The sequence below is a fragment of the Clostridium sp. AF20-7 genome (assembly GCF_003479275.1).
In the GTDB taxonomy this organism is placed as follows: Bacteria; Bacillota; Clostridia; order Lachnospirales; family Lachnospiraceae; genus Otoolea; species Otoolea fessa.
Genome location: NZ_QUGF01000006.1, coordinates 29,537 through 52,837, shown reverse-complemented (window position 1 = coordinate 52,837; position 23,301 = coordinate 29,537). Strand labels below are relative to the sequence as shown.

At 50.4% G+C, this 23,301-nt stretch carries 22 protein-coding genes; 19 read left to right on the top strand and 3 right to left on the bottom strand.

Features of this window, described 5'->3' with window-relative positions; all coding sequences use genetic code 11:
* Nucleotides 1-25: 25 nt before the first annotated feature.
* The 16 genes from DWX68_RS07460 to DWX68_RS07385 all read left to right on the top strand — a co-directional run bounded on the left by DWX68_RS07460 (nucleotide 26) and on the right by DWX68_RS07385 (nucleotide 17,150).
* Nucleotides 26-670 carry an MBL fold metallo-hydrolase gene (locus DWX68_RS07460; RefSeq protein ID WP_118628927.1) on the top strand — a complete coding sequence of 215 codons (645 nt, stop codon included), beginning with the start codon at nucleotides 26-28 and terminating at the stop codon, nucleotides 668-670.
* Nucleotides 667-2,118 carry a coproporphyrinogen dehydrogenase HemZ gene (gene hemZ, locus DWX68_RS07455; RefSeq protein WP_118628926.1) on the top strand — a complete coding sequence of 484 codons (1,452 nt, stop codon included), beginning with the start codon at nucleotides 667-669 and terminating at the stop codon, nucleotides 2,116-2,118. The genes DWX68_RS07460 and hemZ overlap by 4 nt, the downstream gene beginning before the upstream one ends.
* Before the next feature lie 148 nt (nucleotides 2,119-2,266).
* A complete protein-coding gene (hisS, locus tag DWX68_RS07450; RefSeq protein WP_118628925.1) occupies nucleotides 2,267-3,529 on the top strand; it encodes a histidine--tRNA ligase in 1,263 nt (420 codons plus the stop codon).
* A 53-nt stretch (nucleotides 3,530-3,582) separates the two neighbouring features.
* On the top strand, nucleotides 3,583-5,391 hold the full coding sequence (gene aspS, locus DWX68_RS07445) for an aspartate--tRNA ligase (protein ID WP_118628924.1): 1,809 nt from the start codon (nucleotides 3,583-3,585) through the stop codon (nucleotides 5,389-5,391).
* 358 nt (nucleotides 5,392-5,749) lie between these two features.
* Nucleotides 5,750-6,427 (top strand): response regulator transcription factor, encoded by a 678-nt coding sequence (locus DWX68_RS07440; RefSeq protein WP_022359328.1) that lies wholly within the window; start codon nucleotides 5,750-5,752, stop codon nucleotides 6,425-6,427.
* Nucleotides 6,424-8,181, top strand: a complete 1,758-nt coding sequence (locus DWX68_RS07435; protein ID WP_118628923.1) for a HAMP domain-containing sensor histidine kinase — start codon at nucleotides 6,424-6,426, stop codon at nucleotides 8,179-8,181. The genes DWX68_RS07440 and DWX68_RS07435 overlap by 4 nt, the downstream gene beginning before the upstream one ends.
* Nucleotides 8,182-8,565: 384 nt before the next feature.
* Complete coding sequence (locus DWX68_RS07430) at nucleotides 8,566-9,285, top strand: C40 family peptidase (RefSeq protein ID WP_118628922.1); 720 nt, start codon at nucleotides 8,566-8,568, stop codon at nucleotides 9,283-9,285.
* 264 nt (nucleotides 9,286-9,549) lie between these two features.
* On the top strand, nucleotides 9,550-9,750 hold the full coding sequence (locus DWX68_RS07425; protein WP_107000506.1) for a hypothetical protein: 201 nt from the start codon (nucleotides 9,550-9,552) through the stop codon (nucleotides 9,748-9,750).
* Nucleotides 9,751-9,967: 217 nt separating this feature from the next.
* Complete coding sequence (locus tag DWX68_RS07420; RefSeq protein WP_118628921.1) at nucleotides 9,968-10,279, top strand: rhodanese-like domain-containing protein; 312 nt, start codon at nucleotides 9,968-9,970, stop codon at nucleotides 10,277-10,279.
* Between the two features lie 141 nt (nucleotides 10,280-10,420).
* Entirely contained in the window at nucleotides 10,421-11,587 is a 1,167-nt protein-coding gene (locus DWX68_RS07415; protein ID WP_107000505.1) for a class I SAM-dependent RNA methyltransferase, read from the top strand.
* Nucleotides 11,577-13,292, top strand: a complete 1,716-nt coding sequence (locus DWX68_RS07410; RefSeq protein WP_118628920.1) for a lectin like domain-containing protein — start codon at nucleotides 11,577-11,579, stop codon at nucleotides 13,290-13,292. Before DWX68_RS07415 ends, DWX68_RS07410 begins: the two co-directional genes overlap by 11 nt.
* 109 nt (nucleotides 13,293-13,401) lie before the next feature.
* On the top strand, nucleotides 13,402-14,004 hold the full coding sequence (gene rdgB / locus DWX68_RS07405) for an RdgB/HAM1 family non-canonical purine NTP pyrophosphatase (protein WP_107000503.1): 603 nt from the start codon (nucleotides 13,402-13,404) through the stop codon (nucleotides 14,002-14,004).
* Nucleotides 14,001-14,498 carry a metallophosphoesterase gene (locus DWX68_RS07400; RefSeq protein ID WP_117796169.1) on the top strand — a complete coding sequence of 166 codons (498 nt, stop codon included), beginning with the start codon at nucleotides 14,001-14,003 and terminating at the stop codon, nucleotides 14,496-14,498. The genes rdgB and DWX68_RS07400 overlap by 4 nt, the downstream gene beginning before the upstream one ends.
* A gap of 134 nt (nucleotides 14,499-14,632) precedes the next feature.
* The gene (locus DWX68_RS07395) at nucleotides 14,633-15,262 is read left to right on the top strand and encodes a DUF3877 family protein (RefSeq protein WP_182432155.1); all 630 of its coding nucleotides are present in this window, start codon (nucleotides 14,633-14,635) and stop codon (nucleotides 15,260-15,262) included.
* Nucleotides 15,263-15,278: 16 nt separating this feature from the next.
* Nucleotides 15,279-16,139 carry an SseB family protein gene (locus tag DWX68_RS07390; RefSeq protein ID WP_022359338.1) on the top strand — a complete coding sequence of 287 codons (861 nt, stop codon included), beginning with the start codon at nucleotides 15,279-15,281 and terminating at the stop codon, nucleotides 16,137-16,139.
* A 15-nt stretch (nucleotides 16,140-16,154) separates the two neighbouring features.
* A complete protein-coding gene (locus DWX68_RS07385) occupies nucleotides 16,155-17,150 on the top strand; it encodes an aldo/keto reductase (RefSeq protein WP_118628918.1) in 996 nt (331 codons plus the stop codon).
* 69 nt (nucleotides 17,151-17,219) lie between these two features.
* On the opposite strand, the gene DWX68_RS07380 is transcribed toward DWX68_RS07385, so the two are convergent.
* Entirely contained in the window at nucleotides 17,220-17,564 is a 345-nt protein-coding gene (locus tag DWX68_RS07380; RefSeq protein WP_181357182.1) for a NusG domain II-containing protein, read from the bottom strand.
* Nucleotides 17,545-18,570 (bottom strand): FAD:protein FMN transferase, encoded by a 1,026-nt coding sequence (locus DWX68_RS07375; RefSeq protein ID WP_107000498.1) that lies wholly within the window; start codon nucleotides 18,568-18,570, stop codon nucleotides 17,545-17,547. Before DWX68_RS07375 ends, DWX68_RS07380 begins: the two co-directional genes overlap by 20 nt.
* Nucleotides 18,571-18,853: 283 nt before the next feature.
* Between DWX68_RS07375 and DWX68_RS07370 the strand changes: the two genes are divergently transcribed.
* From DWX68_RS07370 to DWX68_RS07360, 3 genes are all read left to right on the top strand, one after another.
* Nucleotides 18,854-19,387 (top strand): Gx transporter family protein, encoded by a 534-nt coding sequence (locus DWX68_RS07370; RefSeq protein ID WP_118472165.1) that lies wholly within the window; start codon nucleotides 18,854-18,856, stop codon nucleotides 19,385-19,387.
* A gap of 313 nt (nucleotides 19,388-19,700) precedes the next feature.
* The gene (galT, locus tag DWX68_RS07365; RefSeq protein WP_118472164.1) at nucleotides 19,701-21,206 is read left to right on the top strand and encodes a UDP-glucose--hexose-1-phosphate uridylyltransferase; all 1,506 of its coding nucleotides are present in this window, start codon (nucleotides 19,701-19,703) and stop codon (nucleotides 21,204-21,206) included.
* A gap of 10 nt (nucleotides 21,207-21,216) precedes the next feature.
* A complete protein-coding gene (locus DWX68_RS07360) occupies nucleotides 21,217-22,071 on the top strand; it encodes a RelA/SpoT domain-containing protein (RefSeq protein WP_265104151.1) in 855 nt (284 codons plus the stop codon).
* Nucleotides 22,072-22,177: 106 nt separating this feature from the next.
* Here DWX68_RS07360 and DWX68_RS07355 read toward each other — a convergent pair whose 3' ends face one another.
* Nucleotides 22,178-23,200 (bottom strand): PTS sugar transporter subunit IIC, encoded by a 1,023-nt coding sequence (locus DWX68_RS07355; protein WP_022359346.1) that lies wholly within the window; start codon nucleotides 23,198-23,200, stop codon nucleotides 22,178-22,180.
* Nucleotides 23,201-23,301 lie beyond the last annotated feature (101 nt).

The following is a 23,301-nucleotide window of genomic DNA, read 5'->3' as shown; positions in this document are numbered from 1 at the left end:
TTTCACATATTATTAGGAGGAAAAGATGGAGATAAAACGGCTGATCGTGGGAATGGTCCAGACGAACTGTTATATTGCGGTGCATCCGGAGACGAAGGAAGCTGTGATTGTTGATCCGGGCGATGAGGCGGCGAGGATCGAGGATGCACTGGCGCAGACCGGAGCGAAGGCAAAGGCGATTCTGCTGACTCATGGACATTTTGACCATGTGACGGCGATGGAAGAGCTGAGACGGGATCTGGGCGTGCCGGTTTATGCCTGTGAGCAGGAGCAGGCGGTCTTGGCGGATCCGGATAAGAACTTGTCCGTCCAGTTTCAGGGCGGCGGTCTGCATCTGAAAGCGGATATGCTTTTGAAGGATGGAGAGACGTTCGAGGCAGCGGGCTACACGTTCCAGATGCTTCATACACCGGGGCACACGGAAGGTTCCTGTTGTTATTATGTAAAATCAGAGAGGGTGCTGTTTTCGGGAGATACCTTATTTGAAGGTTCTTACGGACGCATCGATTTCCCGACTGGAAGCGGACGTCAGATGATTCATTCGGTGGCAGATATCCTTCTGAACCTGCCGGATGATACGAATGTATATCCGGGACACATGGGATATACGACGATCGCCGACGAAAAACAGTACAATCCGCTGGCGGGATACAGGGGGCGCGAAGCATGATAGCGATTTTGTTAAATGACGCGTCCTTTGAACAGGATATCCGTGAGCTCCTGATGGCATTTTATCCGGGCGAGACATTTACGCACAAGGAAGAGGAAGCCGGGGAGGCGGCTCTGATTGTGCGGGGAGTCCGGGACGGAAACTCGTTTTCACTGGATGTGACGCCGGTGAAGAAAGAAGCTGTTCACTTTGCTTTGATTTATCCGGATTTTTCCAACCGTTTTGAGACGAAAAATGAGATCAAACAGACGTTATACCGTCTTTTGACTGCCCAGACCGGCAGAGAGCTTCCGTGGGGGACGCTTACCGGCATCCGTCCGACGAAGATTGCGCTCACGAAGCTGTATGATGGCTGGACGGACGAGCAGATCGAGACCTATATGCGCGAGACGTATTTCACCAGCAAGGAAAAGATCGATCTGAGCATCGACGTGGCGGAGCGCGAGAGACGCCTGCTGTCCACGATCGATTATGAGAATGGGTACAGCCTGTATGTGGGAATCCCGTTCTGTCCGACGACCTGCCTGTACTGTTCGTTTACGTCGTTTCCGATTGTGAAATGGGAAAAACGGATGGACCTCTACAAAGAGGCGCTTTTTAAGGAAATGGAATATGTGGCGGAGCAGATGAAGGATCGCCCGCTTTCGACCATCTATTTTGGAGGCGGCACACCGACCTCGTTAAATCCGCAGGATCTGGATGAGATCCTGACAAAGGTGGAAGAATTATTCCCGGTGGAACAGGCAGTTGAATTTACCGTTGAGTCGGGACGTCCGGACAGCATCACGCGCGAAAAGCTGCAGGTGCTCCGGAATCACGGCATTTCCCGTATTTCCATCAATCCGCAGACGATGAAGCAGGCGACGCTTGATCTCATCGGACGCCGTCATACGGTGGAGGATGTGAAGGAAAAATTCCTGCTGGCGCGGGAGCTGGGATTTGACAATATCAATATGGACCTGATCGTGGGTCTGCCGGAGGAGACGATCGACGATGTCCGCCAGACAATGGAGGAGATCAAGGCACTCAGACCGGACAGCGTGACGGTGCATTCGCTGGCGATCAAGCGCGCGGCGCGCCTGAATATCTATAAGGAGCGCTACGGAAATCTGAAGATTGTCAATACACAGGAGATGATTGACCTGACCGCGCAGTATGCCGAGGAGATGGGACTGAAACCGTACTATCTCTACCGCCAGAAAAATATGGCGGGCAATTTTGAAAATGTCGGTTATGCGGTTCCGGGCAAGGAATGTCTCTATAATATATTGATTATGGAAGAGAAACAGACGATCGCCGCCTGCGGTGCGGGAACGACCACCAAGGTTTATTTCCCGGCAGAAAACCGGATTGAGAGGGCGGAGAACGTCAAGGAAGTTGAGCAGTATATCGACCGGATCGATGAGATGATCGGGCGGAAAGAGAAGCTGCTTGGACGAAGAGAGTAAAAACGAAAAATTCACAGATACAGGGTGTCAGATGCAGAAAAACACTTTGTAACAGAGAAACATAAAAATCCAGTTTCCAGCATGGAAAAGTGAACTTTTCTTTGCGCGGGAAATATGGTTGCAGAAAGACATAGAAGGAGTTTGACACATGGCTTTAAAGAAAAAACCAGTTACAGGCATGAAGGACATTCTTCCGGGCGAGATGGAGATCCGGGATTATGTGCTGAATATCATCAAAGATACCTACCGCGGATACGGCTTCTCGGCGATCGAGACTCCGTGCGTGGAGCACATTGAGAACCTGACCAGCAAGCAGGGCGGCGACAATGAGAAGCTGATCTTCAAGATTTTAAAGAGAGGCGAGAAGCTGAACGTCGAGACAGCACAGACAGAGGCAGATGTCGTAGACGGTGGTCTCCGCTATGACTTAACTCTGCCGCTCAGCCGTTATTATGCAAACAATTCTGCTAATTTATCAGCGCCGTTCAAGGCGCTGCAGGTCGGAAGCGTATGGCGTGCCGATCGTCCGCAGAAGGGACGTTTCCGTCAGTTTGTACAGTGTGATATCGATATTTTAGGTGATGCGACAAACCTGGCTGAGATCGAGGAGATTCTGGCGCTTACCAAGGCGCTGAAGCGCATCTGCCCGGACAAGGCATACACTGTCCGCGTCAATGACCGTGCGATCTTAAAGGGCATGGCAGATTACAGCGGATTCCCGGAAAATGAGACAGATAAGGTATTTATCATTCTCGATAAGATGGATAAGATCGGTCTGGACGGTGTCCGCGAAGAGCTGCTTGCAGAAGGTTATGCGCCAGAGGCGGTTGAGAAATACACCGGACTTCTGGCAGAGATTCAGAACGATGCGGCAGGCGTCCGCGCGCTGGGCGAGAAGCTCTCCGGCGTGATGGATCCGGCAAAGGCAGAGAATCTGGCAACGATCATGGAGACTGTTAAAGCGGTTGCAGACATCGAATTCGGTCTTGAATTTGACCCGACGCTGGTGCGCGGCATGGGCTACTATACCGGAACGATTTTTGAGGTTTCCATGGAAGGCTTCGGCGGCTCCGTTGCAGGCGGCGGACGTTACGACAAGCTGATCGGCAAATTTACCGGCGTCGATACACCGGCGTGCGGATTTTCCATCGGTTTTGAGCGTATCATCACGATCCTGATGGATTCCGGTTTCAAAGTACCGGAGGCAGCCGGCAAGAAAGCATTCCTGTATGAGAAAGGTTTAAGCGGCGAGCAGTTCCGTGCCGTCTTAAAGAAAGCACAGGAAGAGCGCGCTAACGGCACCCGCGTGGCAGTCGCACAGATGAACAAGAACAAGAAATTCCAGAAGGAGCAGCTGGCGAAGGACGGCTACGAGGAGATCGTGGAATTTTACAAAGACAGTTTGAAGTGATTCAGTTTTTGAATTTTTCAGATAAAACTATAATAAACGGAGGAAATACTATCATGGCAGAATCTATGGCAGGACTGAAACGTTCCCATCGCTGTACCGAGCTGGGAACTGCCAATATCGGTGAGAAAGTAACCGTTATGGGCTGGGTTCAGAAGAGCAGAAATAAAGGCGGCATTATTTTCGTGGATCTGCGGGATCGTTCCGGTATCCTGCAGCTGATCTTCGAGGAAGCTGACTGCGGCGCTGAGAGCTTTGCAAAGGCAGAAAAGCTGAGAAGCGAGTTCGTTATCGCTGTAACCGGACGCGTAGAGGCACGTTCCGGTGCAGTAAATGAAAACTTAAAGACAGGTGCGATTGAGATCCGCGCGGATTACCTCCGCATTTTGGCAGAGTCTGAGACACCGCCGTTCCCGATCGAGGAGAACTCCAAAACCAAAGAGGATCTTCGCCTGAAATACCGTTACCTGGATCTGAGACGTCCGGATATCCAGAGAAACCTGATGACAAGAAGCCGCGTGGCTATCCTGACCCGTGCATTCTTAGCAGAGGAAGGCTTCCTTGAGATTGAGACTCCGACTCTGATTAAAAGTACTCCGGAGGGCGCGAGAGACTACCTGGTACCGAGCCGTGTACATCCGGGCAGCTTCTATGCACTGCCGCAGTCTCCGCAGCTGTTAAAACAGCTTCTGATGTGTTCTGGATATGACCGCTACTTCCAGCTGGCACGCTGCTATCGTGACGAGGACTTAAGAGCCGATCGTCAGCCTGAGTTTACCCAGATCGATATGGAGCTTTCCTTCGTTGACGTTGAGGACGTTCTGGATGTCAATGAGCGTCTGTTAAAGAAGCTCTTCAAGGAGATCTGCAATTACGATCTGCAGATTCCGATCCAGCGTATGACCTGGCGCGAGGCAATGGATCGTTTCGGTTCCGATAAGCCGGATCTGCGTTTCGGCATGGAGTTGAAAAACGTATCGGATGTAGTAAAAGACTGCGAGTTCGTTGTATTTAAGAGTGCACTGGAAAATGGCGGCTCTGTCCGCGGTATCAACGCAGAAGGACAGGGCGCTATGCCGAGAAAGAAGATCGATGCGCTGGTTGAGTACGCAAAAGGCTTTGGTGCAAAAGGTCTTGCATATCTGGCAATCCATGAGGACGGTACCTACAAGTGCTCCTTCTCCAAGTTCATGAAGCCGGAAGAGCTGGATGCACTGGTGGCTGCTATGGGCGGTAAGCCGGGCGATCTGCTTCTGTTCGCAGCTGACAAGGATAAAGTTGTATTTGATGTACTTGGAAACTTACGTCTGGAGATCGCTAGACAGCTTGACCTCTTAAAGAAGGATGATTTCAAGTTCCTGTGGGTAACCGAGTTCCCGCTGCTTGAATATTCAGAGGAAGAGGATCGCTACGTAGCTATGCACCATCCATTTACCATGCCGATGGAAGAGGATCTTCCGCTGATCGATACTGATCCGGGCAAGGTACGTGCAAAAGCATACGATATCGTCCTGAACGGTACCGAGATGGGCGGCGGTTCTGTCCGTATCCATCAGGCAGACATCCAGGAGAAGATGTTTGAGGTTCTTGGATTCACGAAGGAGAAAGCACAGGAGCAGTTCGGCTTCCTGTTAGACGCATTCAAATACGGAGTACCGCCGCACGCTGGTCTGGCTTACGGTATGGACCGTATGGTTATGCTGATGGTCGGCGCAGACAGCATCCGCGACGTCATCGCATTCCCGAAGGTAAAAGATGCTTCCTGCCTGATGATGGAAGCACCGTCTCAGGTTGATCCGAAACAGCTTGAAGATCTTTCCATTGGTGTGGTCGAGAGCGATGAAGCGGAGAAGACCGAAGAATAAAATATAAGATATGGAACAGCCTGGGAAGACTGTGAAATAGAAAGCAAACAGGGCTGGATGAGAAATGCAGGGAAATACTGGATTTTGTCGGACAGTCCTGTTTTGCGTGTGAGATGAAAAAGTTCCATTTGTCCTTGGCAACTGAATATATAAATTGCTTGCATTGGGGAACCCAGGAGGATGGAAAAGGACTCTCTTTTCTATATGTGGCAGAAACTATGAATCTTTTGTGAACCTATGGAATCTCCCACCCGAATCTGCTAAAATACAGACAGATTGAGAATGTAATCAGGATATGACAGCGTGGAAAAAGGTTCTGTCATACACGGCAGAGTAAAATAAATGAGGTGAAGATTTTATGGATAAGATTAAAATACTGGTCGTGGACGATGAGGCGAGGATGCGGAAGCTGGTGAAGGACTTCCTTTCGATTAAAGGGTATCAGGTGCTGGAAGCCGGGGACGGCGAGGAGGCGGTGGATCTGTTTTTCCAGCAGAAGGACATTGCGCTGATTCTTCTGGATGTGATGATGCCGAAGATGGACGGCTGGGAGGTTGTGAAGACGATCCGCAAGTATTCGCAGGTGCCGATCATCATGCTGACGGCGAGAGGCGAGGAGAGCGACGAGCTGCAGGGCTTTAATCTGGGCGTGGATGAGTATATTTCCAAACCGTTCAGTCCGAAGATCTTGGTCGCACGTGTGGAGGCGATCCTGCGCCGCAGCAACGGCGGCAGCCAGGATGTGATCGATGTGGGCGGCATCCACATTGATAAGACGGCACATCAGGTCAGCGTGGATGGAAAACCGGTGGATTTAAGCTACAAGGAATTTGAGCTGATGACGTATTTTGCAGAGAATCAGGGAATTGCGCTTTCGAGAGAAAAAATTCTGAATAATGTATGGAATTATGATTATTTCGGCGATGCGCGGACGATCGATACGCATGTGAAGAAGCTTCGGAGTAAGCTGGGCGAGAAAGGCGAGTACATCAAGACGATCTGGGGCATGGGCTACAAATTTGAGGTAAGCGAATGAAACGTTCGGTCCGATGGAAATTTACAATCATATTTGCCGGGTTGATGACGGTTGCAATCGCGCTTATCTGGTGTATCAATAACTGGTTTCTGTCCGGATATTACCAGAATTATAAGATTCATACGCTGGAAAAGGGATATCGGGCGATTGACGCGATTATCCAGGATGAGGTCCGGAATGGCGAGAGTTCGCTGGAGGACGCACAGGCGGAGCTGAATTCGGGCTGGAAAGAGTACCAGAAGTCGAAAGATGGAAGTTCTGATATGGACAGTGCGGATGGCGGTTCGGCTCAGTCTGGTAAAAATGGAACCGGTGATAGGGCTGGCGATGAGACACAGGATGCGTTGGGTGAATATGCGGAAGGTGACACGGTGGTGCTGGAGGATGACTCGGAGGATGCATCGGCGGATGCACTGGATGGGGAGGAAGCTTCGAGCGGCGGTGTCCGGCTGGCAAATGTGATCCGCGAGCTGCGTGACCGGTCGAATATTTCCCTGCTTTTATATGACAGCGAGAGTGACCAGACACTCGTCTCCTCGGCGCGGGATGTGGAAGTCATGCGTGACCGGGTGCGGCGCTATATCGTCGGTCATGCGGGGGCGAAGCGGGATGTATTGCGGGAATATGACAACTACATGATTCAGAAGACGTTTGACCCGCTCAGCAAGACGTTTTATCTGGAAAGCTGGGGATTTTTCTCGGATAATGCGACCATTTTCATCATGACGATGCCGATGGAGAGCATCCATGAGAGCGCGGCTATCTCAAACCGGTTTCTGATGTTTGTTGGAATCGTGGTAATTCTGGCGGGAAGTATTCTGATTTATTTTATTACCCGGCACATTACGATGCCGATCAAACGGCTGTCGGAGCTGTCGGAAAAGATGTCGAACCTGGATTTTGATGCCCGCTATGAGACAAGCCGCCGCTCGACGGAGGAAATTGATACGCTTGGAAACAGCATGAATGTGCTTTCGGAGCGCCTCAAGACAACGATCGGGGAACTGAAAGAGGCGAATGCACAGCTTAAAAAGGATATTGACGAGAAAGTGCAGATCGATGAGATGCGGAAGGAGTTCATTGCGAATGTGTCGCATGAGTTAAAGACGCCGATCGCGCTGATTCAGGGCTATGCGGAAGGACTCGTCGAGGGCATGGCGGAGGACAAGGAGAACCGCGATTATTACTGCGGCGTTATCATGGACGAGGCTGGGAAAATGAATCGGATGGTGCGCCAGCTTCTGACCTTGACGGCGCTGGAATTTGGGGGAGAGCGGCTGTCTGTGGAGCGGTTTGACCTGACGGAGCTGATTGCCAGTGTGATTTCTTCTTCCGGTGTGCTGCTTAAGCAGAATGAGCTGACTGTGGATTTTGACGGGAAGGAACCGGTCTACGTCATGGGCGATGAATTTAAAATAGAGGAAGTCATCACCAATTATCTGACGAACGCGATTCATCATGTGGGCGGCGGGGAGAAGAAGATTCAGATCCGGATTGACCACCGGCGCGATGGAAAAGAGGTCTGCGTGGAAGTGTTTAACACGGGAAATCCGATCCCGGACGAAGCACTTTCGAACCTTTGGACGAAGTTTTACAAGGTAGATAAAGCGAGAACGCGGGAATATGGCGGCAGCGGCATCGGGCTTTCGATCGTCAAGGCGATCATGGAGATGCACCATAAGGCGTGCGGTGTGAAGAACCATGAGAACGGTGTGGAGTTCTGGTTTACGCTGGACACGGCTGGTGAAAAATGAAAATAAAATTTTGCCAGAGACAGAATCTTAGAATTATGAAATATGTTTCAGAATCGTGATTTGCATTATATATGAGATGATATAAAAAACACTTGAAAATACAGGGAATTTCGGCAGCCTGGGGCAAAAATATTTTGTCCCAATATGGTTGAAATTCCCTGTATTTTTGCGTTTTTTTGTCCGAAATTAAAATCTTAAATAAATATAAAAGATCCGTCATTTCCTTGACAACGAAAAGAAAAGAAAATATAATAATAACGTAACAAGATTTAATAATTATGTAACATTTCGACCGATAGATAACACCACAGCGATTGGGACTCGATTCTTTTGTTTCAGCAATATCTGCGGGAATCACAAAATCTAATTAAGGAGTTTTGAAGCATGAATTTAAATAGAACAAAGAAACTTTTCAGTATGGTATGCGTGTGCTCAATGCTGACCATTGGCAGCGCGCAGGCAGCTTTTGCGGGGCCGTCTACAGGTTATGAGAGCGACATGGTGGCAACCGTGGCAGCAGACCTTTCGATCTATGCGGATGAGGATGAAAACTCAGAAGTAGTAGCGATGGCTGAAAAGGGCGAGTCCTATGACGTAGTTGGAAAGGCAGATGACAGCTGGATCAAGGTAACGGCCGGTGAGATGGAAGGCTATTTGAAGGTTCAGAGTAGCGTTATGCTCAGCAAGGCAGAGGAAGCAGCTGCAGTCGCAGATGCATTTGTCGCAGAGCAGAGCAATCTCTCGACCAGAGAGCAGTTAGTCAATTATGCACTGCAGTTTGTAGGTGGACGTTATAAATTTGGCGGCAGCGACCCGCACACAGGGGTTGACTGTTCTGGTTTTACGAAATATGTGATGCAGCACGGTGCCGGTGTGAGCCTGAACCGTTCTTCAACTTCCCAGTCCAAGCAGGGTACAGCAATCAGCGCTGACCAGATGCAGCCGGGCGACCTGATTTTCTACGGAAGCGGAAGAGGTATCAACCATGTAGCGATGTATATCGGCGACGGCAAAGTGGTACATGCTTCAACTGAAAGAACCGGCATCAAGACTTCCCCATGGAACTACCGCACACCGGTTAAGATTGTGAACGTGCTGGGTTAAGAATGAATTTACGAAACATCTGCATTGAACCTTTTCATGAAAAAAGGGTTGGATGTAGATGTTTTTTGATTTCATAGGAAATTGCGTCCGATGAAACAAAAAAATATTACTGGCATAAAAAGTAAGAATTACCCTGCATACTTTCGCAGTAAAATTCCATACTAAGACCTGTAACAAGAAAGTGACGGTTAAGCGGCTGTTCACAGGAAGCCGGAACCGACACGTAGAAAACCTGACAGGGCAGGAATTTAGGAGGAATGACTTATGTCAAGCAAAAACAGTTACAGCAACTATGATAACAGTGCTGAGAAAAACAGCACCAAAAATGCATCCAAGAACAGCTCTAATTATGGTTCCAACCAGAGCCAGAACCGCATGCAGAACCAGAGCCAGAACCGTTCCAGGAATAGCTCTAAAAACCAGTATCAGGACAAGACAGAGGATGATTACAGCGATTGTGACTGATGAGACAGGCAGATAAGAGAAAAAATAGTGAATGCCGGGAATGCGGAATATCCACCGTTTCCCGGCATTTGTTCGTTTTCTAGCCAATGGAAGAGGCTGCCGCATCTCCTCCGACACCTGTCCGCCGGACAAAGCATATATTAATATTACATAGAGTTAAAAAAGAAATCGGGTTCTGTCAGAAACCGTTTTTGTATAAAATGAGGAGGGATGACGGATGTATCAGACCATACCGGTGCGGTATCTGGACGCGTGGCTGGAGCAAGGGTACACGGGACGGCTGATTGACCTTCGGACGCCGGAAGAATATAATGAGTCTCACCTCTGCGAGGCGGAAAATATTCCATTTTTATGGCTTCAGGATAACCGGCAGACACTTACAGGTGAACGTCCGCTTCTGTTTTACTGTGCGCGGGGGAGTGAAAGCCTTCTGGTGTGCGGCTGGTATGACCGGATGGGATATGAGGTTTATAATCTGGGCGGCGGTTACCGCTTTTATCAGGGGAAGTATCAGTGCAGCCTGAGATAGACACTTTTGCCGCGGCTTTTCATTGACAGATGCAGACCAGTCAACTAGAATAAAAATGGTGAAGACTGTAATGAAAATAAAAGGATTCTTTGCATGAAATGATTTGGCAATGAATCCACAGAGAGATAAGAGGAAAAAAGATTGGAACGATATGAACTGATTGCTCCCTGTCATTTTGGACTGGAAGCAGTGTTAAAAAAAGAGGTAGTGGATCTGGGCTATGAGGTTACCGAGGTGGAAAATGGTCGCGTAACCTTTATCGGCGATGCGGAGGCGATCTGCCGTGCGAATATTTTTCTGCGGACGGCGGAGCGCGTCCTTTTAAAAGTGGGAAGCTTCAAGGCAGTGACCTTTGACGAGCTGTTTGAGGCGACCCGTGCGATTCCGTGGGAGAAATATCTTCCGAAGGACGGTAAATGCTGGGTTAAAAAGGCGTCGTCTATTTCGAGTAAGCTGTTCAGCCCGTCAGATATCCAGAGAATTATGAAAAAGGCGATTGCCCGTCATATGCAGGAATATTACGATCTGGACCGGATGCCGGAGACGGGCAATGAATATCCGCTGCGCGTCTTTTTCTATAAGGATCAGGTGACAGTCGGTATCGATACGAGCGGCGAGTCGCTGCACAAGCGCGGTTACCGTCAGATGACGAGTAAGGCGCCGATCACGGAAACACTGGCAGCGGCGCTGATTCTTCTGACTCCGTGGAAAGCGGACCGGATTCTGGTCGATCCGTTCTGCGGAAGCGGTACTTTCCCAATCGAGGCGGCGATGATCGCGGCAAATATGGCACCGGGCATGAACCGTTCCTTCCTGTCGGAGAGCTGGACAAACCTGATTCCGAAGAAATGCTGGTACGACGCGATCGATGAAGCGACCGAGATGGTGGATGATACCGTAAAGGTAGACATTCAGGGCTACGATATTGACGGAGAGGTAATCAAGGCGGCGCGGGAAAATGCGGAGAGAGCCGGAGTGGATCACATGATTCATTTCCAGGAGCGTCCGGTGGCGCAGCTGAGCCATCCGAAGAAATATGGCTTTATTATCACAAACCCGCCTTACGGCGAGCGTATCGAGGAGAAAAAGAACCTTCCAGCGCTCTATAAGACGATCGGTGAACGGTTTAAGGCGCTGGATTCCTGGTCGATGTACCTGATTACCGCGTATGAGGACGCAGAGCGCTATATTGGCAGGAAAGCGGACAAGAACCGGAAAATCTACAATGGTATGATGAAGACGTATTATTATCAGTTTATGGGTCCGAAGCCGCCGAGAAGAAAAACGGGGGATCAGGTTGAAGCGTAATGTTTTCTATGGGGCGCTTCTGGTGCTTCTGCTGGGATTTCTGGTACGCGAGAACCGTCTGATTCATATTCCGAAGCAGGTGGAAAAGACGGAGGAGAGCGCCGAGTGGCAGCCGGAGTGGTATGAGCAGATGGCCGAGGAGATTAATGACAGCCCGATCACGCTGGAAGTCGATGGAACAACGGTCGATCCGCAGCTTGGAGGCTTGAGAATGTCGCAGGACGGGCAGTTTATGATACCGTATGGGATGCTGCCGGACGCGCTTTTCTGCGCGGCGCTTCTCTACGATGGAAACCGGCTTGTGATGGAGCGCGGCAATACTCATGCGGAGATGACGGTCGGAAGCCCGGAACTTTTGCTTGGAGAGGAGAGCCAGACGATTGCAGCTTCCCCGGAGTGGGACAATGGAATCCTGTATGTGCCGCTTGAGGCGGTGACGGAGGTATTTTCCTATGAAGAAAATTGGGATGCAGAGAACCGGAAAATGGAACTGACCGGGTCAGAGGATCCAGCCACGTTTTTGCCGGAATCCTATGATTACCGGAAGGCAGGCCGGGCACCGGCGGTTAAAAACCAGGGGAGTCTCGGAACGTGCTGGGCGTTTGCATCGGTGATGGCGCTGGAAAGTCGTGTCCGGCCGGAGTGGAATGTCAGCTTTTCGGAGGATCATATGTCCCTCCGGAACAGCTTCCATTTTTCACAGAATGCCGGGGGCGAGTATACGATGTCGATGGCGTATCTGCTGGCGTGGCAGGGGCCGGTGCTGGAAGAAGAGGATCCATACGGCGACGGCTATTCGCCTGACGGTTTAAGCCCTGCTTGTCATGTGCAGGAGATACAGGTGTTGCCGGAGAAGGATTATGAGGCGGTTAAACGGGCGGTTTATCTGTACGGAGGCGTTCAGAGTTCCCTGTATACGGCGATGGTCAGTGACCGCGACGACACGCATTATTACCGGAAAGAGACAGGGGCGTACTGGTATAATGGCGATGAGAAGCCAAATCATGACGTTGTGATCATCGGCTGGGATGACCACTATTCGAGAGACAATTTTAACCAGCCGCCGGAGGGGGATGGCGCGTTTATCTGCGCCAACAGCTGGGGCGGCGAATTTGGGGACGATGGGTATTTTTACGTGTCCTACTATGATACAAATATTGGGATCCACAACATTCTCTATTCCGGAATCGAGTCGGCAGATAATTACGACCACATTTACCAGGCAGATCTGTGCGGCTGGGTCGGGCAGCTCGGTTACGGAAAAGAATCGGCATTTTTTGCCAATATTTATACGGCAGAGGAGAAAGAAGAGTTGGAGGCAGTCGGCTTCTATGCAACCGGGGAAAATACATCGTATCAGGTATATACCGTGACGGACGCCGAGGGCAGCTCCCAGTTCGGGCGGCGCAGAAAGGTGGCTTCCGGGGAGGTTGCGAACGCCGGATATTATACGGTTTTGCTGGATAAGACGGTGACGCTGGAGGCAGGCGAACGGTTTGCCGTGATTGTCGAAATCACGACGCCGGGAGCGATTCATCCGGTGGCGATCGAGTACAGTTCGCCGGATAAGGGACTGACGGTCGATTTAAGCGACGGTGAAGGCTATATCAGTTACCGCGGTTCCTCCTGGGAGCGCGTGGAGACGGAGCAAAACTGCAATGTCTGTCTGAAAGCGTATACGAGAAATGTGGATTCCTGGAATTGATTGCTGGTACGGATGTGAAGGTATGGCGGAAGCCGTTTTTGAAGAACGGTGATTCGGAATGTCGGGATATGAAAAGCCATGCTGTTTGAGGATAAAGGAGCGAGGAAAAGTGAGCGAGAAAATTATATTTGCGACGGGAAATGCGGGAAAGCTGAAAGAGATCCGTGAGATTTTAAAGGATTTAAACCGTGAGATTGTTACGATGCGCGAGGCTGGATTTGAAGGCGAGATCGAGGAAAATGGAACCACCTTCCGCGAGAATGCAGAGATCAAGGCGAAGGCAGTCTGGGAGAAGACGGGCGGCATTGTGCTGGCAGATGATTCTGGACTGGTGATAGATTATTTAAACGGCGAGCCGGGCGTTTATTCAGCGCGGTATTTAGGGGACACACCGTATGAGGAAAAGAACCGGATTTTGATTGAGCGCGTGAAGGATGCAAAAGGAAAAGAGCGGAGCGCCCGTTTTATGTGCAATATCGCGGCAGTGCTGCCGGATGGCAGAGTGCTTCACACAGAAGCGGCGATGGAGGGCGAGATTGCAAAGGAAGCGGCTGGAAACGGCGGATTTGGATATGATCCGATTCTCTGGCTGCCGGAGTACGGCAAAACGTCAGCAGAGCTCACGATGGAGGAGAAAAACCGTATCAGCCACCGGGGCAAGGCGCTGGAGCGGATGAAAGATGCGCTGAAGGAGGCGCTTGGCGAGAGATGAAAAAGATATTAATTACAAGCGACACCCACCGTCGGGATGGTAATCTGCTGGAAGTCATCCAGAATGAAGCACCGTTTGACATGTTCATTCATCTGGGTGACGCCGAGGGAAGTGAGGACATGATTACATCGTGGTGTAAGGAGCAGAACCCGGACTGCGAGGTCTATATGGTGCTGGGAAATAATGATTTTTTCTCCCATCTGGACCGTGAGAAGGAGATTTCGATTGGAAAATACCGCACATTTCTGACCCACGGTCATTTTTATAGCGTATCGGTTGGGACGGAGCGCCTGATCGATGAGGCACAGGATCGCGGCGTGCAGATTGCGATGTTTGGACATACCCACAAGCCGTATCTGGAGCGGCGCGGGGATCTGACTGTGTTGAATCCGGGCAGTCTTTCGTTTCCGCGCCAGGAGGGCAGACGCCCGAGCTACATGCTCATGGATCTGGATGACGAGGGCGAGGCGCATTTTACGACCTGCTATTTGTAGAGGTCTGTTACTGGGCACATATGTGTGTCACTGTACACGCATACGTGCCCAGTAACTATGCGTGTACAGAAACCGAAAAAGCAAATATCCGCATATTGACGCATTTTCGGTAAATTGTTATAATGAGAGAGATTGTGAAAAAGGTACTTATCAATGATTCAATCGACCCAATAAAGATGCCGGGGACGGAGGTTTCGTTTCCGAGGCAGGAGTATGACATGAGACTGGAAGCTTTAATTCAAAATATGACGGATCAGATCAAAGAGGCGCAGCTAAAACTTGGTTATGCCAGGGAGACGATGCGCCTTTATTATCCGCTTTCTTCCCTGAATGCGATGCTGGAGATGCAGGAGACGGATATCCGGGAGCTGGCGAAGAAGATACGGCATGAGCTGGAGGCGAAGAAGGAGAAAATGGGAGATACCCAGATTCGGATCCACGCCGATCGGATCGTCTTTACGATCCCGCCGGATTTTGTGGAGTATGTCCATGAGCAGGTTCCGGAACCGCCGTTTTTAAAGGAGCTGATCCAGTTGTTTCGGGAAAAGCACGCCTGCACAAAGGAAGAGATTACCGCTGTGTTTGAAAAATTCGGTGCGTATGAGTGTCGGCAGATGCCGGACGGCATGGATTTTGATTATGTCATTTATTTTACAGACAGCAGCATCGATGCATATGATTACTGCATCCGTGAGGAGATGGGGCACACGATTTACCACCGATTTGCACGGGCTGATTTTGAGGCATTGATGACGATTCAATAAAAAGGAGATTAGACGGATGGAAAACGAGACAAAGCAGACAAATACGAATGAACAGGAGCCGGATATCTTCGCACAGAAGTTAAGAGAGGCAGATTCCTTATATGCCATTCTTTCCGGATGTACGAAAGAGCCGTATGTATACTGTGATCCGGAAACAATGGATGATGCCATCCTGCTGTTTACGGACGAAGAGGGCGCAAAGGCAGGCGCACAGAAGCTGGCAGAGCAGCAGATTCCGGTAGGAATCGCGAAGGTAGACAGAAAGAGCCTTCTGCTTTTCTATACCAGCCTTTACACGATGGGTGTCAATGCTATCCAGGTACACGTGGGCGAGGAGCAGAAGATGATTCAGCTGACCGAGTTTGTAAGACGCAAAGACCCGGAGGAGAGCAAGAATGGAAAAGTCTGGGTGGAGAACCCGGAGCTGCACCTGACGATGCTTTACTATATGCAGGATCTGCGCCGTCAGCCAAATCAGGAGATTACGCCGGAATTAAACGATTTACAGGAGGAGATCGGCGCGCACTTCACGAAGGGTCGCTATATCGTGCCGCTTCCAGAGGAAGGAAATGGCATTCCGCTGGTTAAATTAAAGAGCGGAGATATTTTCCAGCCGATCTTTACGGATGTGATCGAGTTCCAGCGTTTCAACCGTGAGAAGAAATTCCGCCCGGTTGTCGTAGATGCGCTCAAGCTGGCTCAGGTACTCCCGGAGGAGGCAAAGGGCATCGTTCTCAATCCGCTGGGCGTTAATATGCCGCTGACCGTACAGAAAGTAAAGAAGCAGCCGGAAGCACCGGTCCAGAAGCCGGTATCCGTAGAGGCACAGATCGACGCAGCTATCCGCGAGGTTCAGGCAGAGGCTGGACGGGAGTAGGAAAGGAAAGAGTATATGTATCAGGCAGCAGACGCAAGATATGATGGAATGACCTACAACCGCTGCGGCAGCAGCGGACTCAGACTCCCGGCAGTTTCGCTGGGATTCTGGCATAATTTTGGCAACACCGGCGTCTATGAGACAATGCGGAAGCTGTGTTTTACCGCTTTTGACAATGGCGTCACGCACTTTGACCTTGCCAACAATTATGGACCGGAGCCGGGAAGTGCTGAGGAAAATCTGGGACGGATTGTAAAGGAAAATTTCATGCCATATCGAGACGAGCTGATCATCAGCACGAAAGCCGGATACGAGATGTGGAACGGCCCTTATGGAAACTGGGGCAGCCGCAAATACCTGCTTGCAAGCCTCGATCAGAGCCTTACACGCCTGGGACTTCCGTATGTAGACATTTTCTACCATCACCGGATGGACCCGGAGACGCCGCTTGAGGAGACGATGGGAGCACTCGATCAGGCAGTTAAGAGCGGAAAAGCTCTCTATGCAGGACTTTCCAACTACAATGGACAAAAAATGCAGGAAGCCGCTGCGATCCTGCGTGATCTGAAATGCCCGTTCGTCATCAATCAGAACCGCTACAGCATCTTTGACCGCACGATCGAAAACAACGGCTTAAAAGAAGCTGCTGTCAAAGAAAAGAAAGGTCTGATTGCATTCAGCCCGCTTGCACAGGGAACCTTAACCGACCGTTATCTGTACGGCATCCCAGCCGACAGCCGCGTCATGACCGACGGCAGATTTCTCAAAAAAGACCAGCTCACCGAAGAAAAAATCAGCCAGATCCGCGCCCTCAACGAGATGGCCGGACAGAGAGGCGAAAAACTCTCCCAGATGGCGCTCAAATGGGTCATGAAGGATCATGTGGTAACCAGCGTTCTCATCGGTGCGTCCAAACCGGAGCAGATATTAGATAATCTGAAAATGTTGGATGGGGCACCGTTGAGCGAGGAAGAGCTGCTTAAAATCGATCAAATTTGTGGAATAAAATAAACAGAAAATGCCCAGCGGCGCAATTATGCGTACCCGCTGGGCGTTTCCGTCCGTGTTGGCAAACCATATCTATTTAACCGCCACAACCACCCTATTCGGCAGGCAAACCAGCGATTCCCCACTCTCTGAAACGGTTCCCTGCTTCACACAGAGCTTGTCCGGGCAGTCTGCCTCTTCGATCCGGGCACATCCATCTTGAATCACCAGATGATTTTGTCCCCCCTGATACCCGTCGATCCAGGTGTCTATCTCCTCATCCAGCCGGTAGGTGGCGACGGTTGTTCCATTGACACTGACATCAACGGTAAAAGCATCCTTCTGGCGCTGCAAGCGCACAACCAGAAAACCGATGAGTATGACGGCAAGAAGAACCAGAATCAAAACAAAATCATTTCTATTTTTCTTTGATTTCATCAATAAATGCCTCCGCTCCATCCGAGTAAATCAGTTTATAATCATCCGTGATAAAATAAGCATAAATGCCATCCATTGAATTGATGAGTTCCAGACCCTTATCCAGTCCCATCGAGAAACAGGTCGTGCTGAGTACATCGCCGTCCACCGAACGCGGGGAGACGATCGTCACGGAAACCAGTCCGTTCTGGTACGGATAGCCTGTTTTCGGGTTTAACAGGTGATGGTAATTGACACCGTTTTTCTCAAAATGGCGCTCATAGACGCCGGAGGAGACAACGGACATGTCATCAATATTCAGATCGGCAAAGACCGTTGCATAGTCGGCAAACGGTTTCTGCAGCCCGATGCGGAACGGCTGGTGGTTTGTGCGCTCACCGACACAGAGTACGTTGCCGCCCAGGTTGATGATGGCGCTTTCGACGCCGGATTCGGTCAGATAGTCTTTCATGCGGTCGGCAATGTAGCCCTTGGCGATGGAGCCGAGGTCAATCGTCGTGTCCGGGGAGAGGAAGGTTAAAGTATTTCCGTCAAGTTTCACATTTTTCCAGTTGACGCGTTCTGCCGCCGCTGTTATGTCATCCTCCGCCGGGATCACGTGCTCGTCGCTGGTAAAATTCCAGAGAGAACTGAGCGGTTCGATCGTCAGGTCGTAGGCACCATGGGAAACCTCACTGTAATGCAGTCCTTCAGAAATCATCGCCGCCATATCGTCGGAGACGGTAAAAGTCGTCTCGTCGGCGCTGCGGTGGTTTAACTTGTAAAGCTCGCTGCCCTCGATCGTCTTGCTGAAACGGTTTTCGTACTCCTGGCACATGTCCACACAGTGGTCAAGGATCGCTTCATCCTGCGAATCATAGAGTGTGATGTTGACAAATGTATTCAGCAGAAACGCGGAACGGCTGATCGGCTCCCGGCGGGATTTGCTGAAAAGAAGCGCCGCGCCGCAGCCAAAAAATACGACGGCAAGAAGTGTCAGAAGCGCGGATAAATCCTTTTTTTTCATAAAGAGCTCCATTCTTAAAAATATCGAAAATTCGGTTTGAAACTATGTTTGCAAAAATGTCTGCAACTACTCTAACAAAGGTTGATAGGAAAGTCAAGATTACGGCCCAGAAACCAAACGCAGCGGCAAAATCGTTACTGGGCACGGGTAGGCACTTTTGGAACCGAAAGTGCCAATTCCGTTACTGGGCACGTATGCGTGAACAGTAACAAATCGGAGTTACGCGCTTTACAAAACTAAAAATTTTTACTAATATATAGAGAGGCATACAGAGGAGGAAGAAATGCAGAAAAAAGGACGAGTGGGCACATCCAGAGCCGGAAAAATCGCTTTATATGGAATGATGACAGCACTGGCATTTCTGCTGAGCTATGTCGAGACCCTGATACCGATCAACCTGGGCGTTCCGGGGGTCAAGCTGGGACTGGCGAATCTGGCGTCGATCGTGAGTCTGTATCTGCTGGGATCCGGTGCGGCAGCGGCGATTGCATTGGTGCGTATCGTGCTGGTAGGATTTACGTTTGGAAACCTGTCGATGATGCTGTATAGTCTGGCAGGTGCTGCGGTCAGCCTTCTTCTGATGGTGGTGTTCCGCCGGTTGGACTGGTTCGGCGTGACCGGTGTCAGCATCCTGGGTGGTGCGGGACACAACATCGGGCAGCTTATCGTGGCGGCGCTGGTGGTGGAAAATGCGAGTCTGTTCTACTATCTTCCGGTGCTTCTGGCAGCCGGAACGGCAGCGGGGGCGCTGATTGGGCTTCTCGGAGGAATCCTGGTAAATCGCTTAAAATGTCTGGATTTGACAAAATTTATGTAAATGGAAGCCACAAGAGTAAGAGGATGTACAGTGACTGTTCATATGCAGGCATTTTTGGAACCGAAAATGCCATGAGATAAGGTGGCGCAGTGGTAGATGGGCAGATAAAGTGTTACTGTTCACAGGTAGGCACTTTTGGAACCGAAAGTGCCGTAAGAAAACGTGGTGGCAGCAGGAATTTGCCGTATTTAAATGCGAAGCCACGGCAAATTCCGTTACTGGGCACGTATGCGTGAACAGTAACGATAAAGTTATAATGATAAAAGGATAAGAATGAAACAGCAAGGTTGTTTTTCAGTCAGGAGGATAGGGTATGGCAGTATATGAAGAAATCAGAAATTTAGTACAGTACGGAGTCAATACGGGGCTTCTTCAGGAGTCGGATCGCATTTACGCGACGAACCAGATTCTCGAGGTCCTGGGACTGGATGAATATGAAGAACCGCAGGGCGCATGCAGGGAGATTTCACTGGAAGAGACGTTGGATGCCCTGCTTGATTATGCACATGAGACGGGCGTTTTGAAGGAGGACGGCGTGGTGTACCGCGATCTGTTCGACACGAAGCTGATGAACTGCCTGATGCCGCGCCCGAGCGAGGTGATTGGACATTTCTGGAAATTGTATGAGGAATCGCCGGAGGCGGCAACCAATTATTATTACAAATTGAGCCAGGATTCCAATTACATCCGCCGTTACCGTGTTTCCAAGGATATGAAATGGAAAACGGATACAAAATACGGGGAGCTGGACATCACGGTTAATTTATCCAAGCCGGAGAAAGATCCGAAGGCAATCGCGGCAGCCAAACTGGCAAAGCAGAGCGGTTATCCGAAATGTCTCTTATGCAAGGAAAATGAAGGCTATGCCGGACGTGTCAACCATCCGGCGCGCAATAACCACCGTATTATCCCGATCACGGTCAATGACAGCCAGTGGGGCTTTCAGTATTCGCCGTATGTGTATTACAATGAGCACTGCATCGTGTTCAACGGTGTGCACACGCCGATGAAGATCGAACGGGCAACGTTTGTCAAATTGTTTGATTTTGTGAAATTGTTCCCGCACTATTTCCTGGGGTCCAATGCGGATCTGCCGATCGTCGGCGGTTCGATTTTAAGTCACGACCATTTTCAGGGCGGACATTACACGTTTGCGATGGCAAAAGCGCCGATTGAACAGAAATTTGAGATGGAAGGCTTCGAGGATGTGGAAGCCGGAATCGTTAAATGGCCGATGTCAGTTCTGCGGACCCGTTCCAAGAATCCAGACCGCCTGATTGATCTGGGTGAAAAAGTGCTGCGTGCATGGCGCAGCTATACGGATGAGGATGCTTTTATTTATGCTGAGACGGACGGAGAACCGCACAACACGATCACGCCGATTGCCAGAAAAAATGGCGATTTCTATGAGCTGGATCTGGTGCTCCGCAATAACATCACGACGGATGAGTATCCGCTTGGTGTTTACCATCCGCACGCGAAGCTGCATCACATCAAGAAAGAAAATATCGGTCTGATTGAGGTCATGGGTCTGGCGGTGCTCCCGTCCAGATTGAAACAGGAGCTTGCCGATCTGGCGGAGGCGATCCTTTCCGGAGGCGATATCCGTTCCAATCCAGAGCTTGAAAAGCATGCGGACTGGGTGGATGAGTTCCTGCCGAAGTATGAGCATATAACAAGTGAAAATATAAACGAAATCCTGCAAAAAGAGGTAGGTCTTGTCTTTGAGCAGGTACTGGAAGACGCGGGCGTATATAAGTGTACGCCGGAAGGCAGGGAGGCATTTGCCCGGTTCCTGCGCTCAGTGGGCTTCCGATAAAGAGGAGATAATGGAGAGAGATTTATTTTTAAGAAAATATCGGATCGAACAGGAAGACTTTGACGCGGCGGGCGTTTCCTGGGAGGAATTGACTGCGATCGCGGATCATTATGCGACGATCGAGGGAAAGCTGCGGGAGATTGGCAAGGATTTTGTAGATAAGTATCTGTATGATATTGAAAAAGCGGGGATCCATTCCTACCGTTACCGTACCAAGGCACCGGGGCATCTGCTGGAGAAGATTATCCGCAAGAAAAAAGAGCAGCCGGAGAAATTTGCCCAGCTGGGAGTTGATAATTACTGGAAATACGTGACGGACCTTATCGGTATCCGTGTATTCTTCCTGTACCGTGAGGATTGGCGTCATTTCCATGAATACATCACATCGGCGTTTGAAAATGCCCCGGAGCAGTATGTAAAAGACCGTGAGCGCGATTTTGACAATGATGAGACACACTGCTATATTGCAGAGCGTCCGAAGGTATACCGCCGAAACGGGGACAGCCGGATCTACGATGAAAATGTGATCGAAATCAAGTCAGGCGGTATCTACCGTTCCCTTCACTACATCATCAAATACCGCGGTTACTACGTCGAGATTCAGGCGAGAACGCTGTTCGAGGAGGGATGGAGTGAGGTTGACCACGACATTGTTTATCCGTACCACAAGGACGACGTGATGCTGCGCGATTTCTCACGCCTGTTAAACCGGCTCTCCGGCATGGCGGATGAAATGAGCTCGTATTTCCGCCGGATGAAGGTGGAGAAGGAGTTTGAAGAGGTCCTGCTCGGAGAATATAAGGAAGACAAAGAGGCGAAGCTACTCGCAAGTATGCGGGAGCTGCTGGGGAAAGAAGAACGATAAGGAGTAGGGAAAAGATAACTGGATCAAAAAAACGGGCATTGGAATGCTTGCTATCCACACAGTGGTGGATGAATAGCATTTCAATGCCTGTTTTATGGAGCTATAATTATAGATCCAGCTTCAAATCGCCTTCCTTGATCCATCCGGCTTTCCGGCAAAGTGCGCCGAAGAACAGGGTCAAAACAGCCGGAAGCACGAAGCAGATGAGCAGGATGCCCGGCCACATCATCGAATTTCCACTTCCCTGCATGGCGGTGTAGATGCCGATCGGTCCGACGAGACCGCAGGTTCCCATGCCGGAACCGGCTGGAATATTTTCCAGATGGAAGACCATCGTGGAGAGCGGACCGGTGACCATCGAGGCGAGTGTCGGTGGAATCCAGATTTTCGGGTTCCGGACGATATTTCCCATCTGGAGCATCGAGGTTCCGAGTCCCTGTGCCAGAAGACCACCCCATTTATTTTCACAGAAGCTTAAAACGGCAAATCCGACCATCTGCGCGCAGCAGCCTGCGGTGGCGGCACCGCCTGCCAGACCGTCGAGGCTTAACATGATGCAGATTGCCGCACTGCTGATCGGAAGCGTCAGGGCGATGCCGATCAGGGCAGAAACCAGAATACCCATGAAAAGCGGCTGCATGACGGTCGCTGTCTTCACCAGATTTCCGAAAGCGGTCATGAATGCGGAGACGCCCGGACCGACAAACTGTGCGGCCAGGATGCCGGAGATGATGGTGACACCCGGGGTGACGAGAATATCAACCGGTGTCTCTTTGGAGACGATTTTTCCAAGCTCGGCTGCGATGATGGTGGCAACGAGCGCGCCGACCGGACCGCCGAGTTCATTGCCCGCGATGCCGACGGTAGCGGCGGAGAAAAGGACGAGCGTCGGTGCCTTTAAGGCGTAGGCAATCGAGACGCCGAGCGCCGCACCGGTCGCGCTCTTGGCGTAGCCTGCGATCGTAGTAAAAATTACAACGCCTGTCTTCTCCCCCAGTGTGCCGAAGATGGTACCGATCAGAAGAGAAGCAAACAGACCAAATGCCATCGCGCCCAGCGCATCGATGAGATACGTCTGAACGGAGATGACAACCTGCTTCCGTTTCAGAAAAGCTTTCACACGTTCCATATTGATAGAACCTCCCAGAGTAAAATAATTGTGAACGGAATGAATCGTTTCAGCCATTCCGGTCAAATAAATGGCTTACACCTGTCTTGACAGGTGTAATG

Excerpts from the sequence above, each read along its gene's own strand:
- DWX68_RS07460 (WP_118628927.1), top strand. The coding sequence starts at position 26 with ATGGAGATAAAACGGCTGATCGTGGGAATGGTCCAGACGAACTGTTAT.
- hemZ (WP_118628926.1), top strand. The coding sequence starts at position 667 with ATGATAGCGATTTTGTTAAATGACGCGTCCTTTGAACAGGATATCCGT.
- hisS (WP_118628925.1), top strand. The coding sequence starts at position 2,267 with ATGGCTTTAAAGAAAAAACCAGTTACAGGCATGAAGGACATTCTTCCG.
- aspS (WP_118628924.1), top strand. The coding sequence starts at position 3,583 with ATGGCAGAATCTATGGCAGGACTGAAACGTTCCCATCGCTGTACCGAG.
- DWX68_RS07440 (WP_022359328.1), top strand. The coding sequence starts at position 5,750 with ATGGATAAGATTAAAATACTGGTCGTGGACGATGAGGCGAGGATGCGG.
- DWX68_RS07435 (WP_118628923.1), top strand. The coding sequence starts at position 6,424 with ATGAAACGTTCGGTCCGATGGAAATTTACAATCATATTTGCCGGGTTG.
- DWX68_RS07430 (WP_118628922.1), top strand. The coding sequence starts at position 8,566 with ATGAATTTAAATAGAACAAAGAAACTTTTCAGTATGGTATGCGTGTGC.
- DWX68_RS07425 (WP_107000506.1), top strand. The coding sequence starts at position 9,550 with ATGTCAAGCAAAAACAGTTACAGCAACTATGATAACAGTGCTGAGAAA.
- DWX68_RS07420 (WP_118628921.1), top strand. The coding sequence starts at position 9,968 with ATGTATCAGACCATACCGGTGCGGTATCTGGACGCGTGGCTGGAGCAA.
- DWX68_RS07400 (WP_117796169.1), top strand. The coding sequence starts at position 14,001 with ATGAAAAAGATATTAATTACAAGCGACACCCACCGTCGGGATGGTAAT.
- DWX68_RS07390 (WP_022359338.1), top strand. The coding sequence starts at position 15,279 with ATGGAAAACGAGACAAAGCAGACAAATACGAATGAACAGGAGCCGGAT.
- DWX68_RS07385 (WP_118628918.1), top strand. The coding sequence starts at position 16,155 with ATGTATCAGGCAGCAGACGCAAGATATGATGGAATGACCTACAACCGC.
- DWX68_RS07380 (WP_181357182.1), bottom strand. The coding sequence starts at position 17,564 with ATGAAATCAAAGAAAAATAGAAATGATTTTGTTTTGATTCTGGTTCTT.
- DWX68_RS07375 (WP_107000498.1), bottom strand. The coding sequence starts at position 18,570 with ATGAAAAAAAAGGATTTATCCGCGCTTCTGACACTTCTTGCCGTCGTA.
- DWX68_RS07370 (WP_118472165.1), top strand. The coding sequence starts at position 18,854 with ATGCAGAAAAAAGGACGAGTGGGCACATCCAGAGCCGGAAAAATCGCT.
- galT (WP_118472164.1), top strand. The coding sequence starts at position 19,701 with ATGGCAGTATATGAAGAAATCAGAAATTTAGTACAGTACGGAGTCAAT.
- DWX68_RS07360 (WP_265104151.1), top strand. The coding sequence starts at position 21,217 with ATGGAGAGAGATTTATTTTTAAGAAAATATCGGATCGAACAGGAAGAC.
- DWX68_RS07355 (WP_022359346.1), bottom strand. The coding sequence starts at position 23,200 with ATGGAACGTGTGAAAGCTTTTCTGAAACGGAAGCAGGTTGTCATCTCC.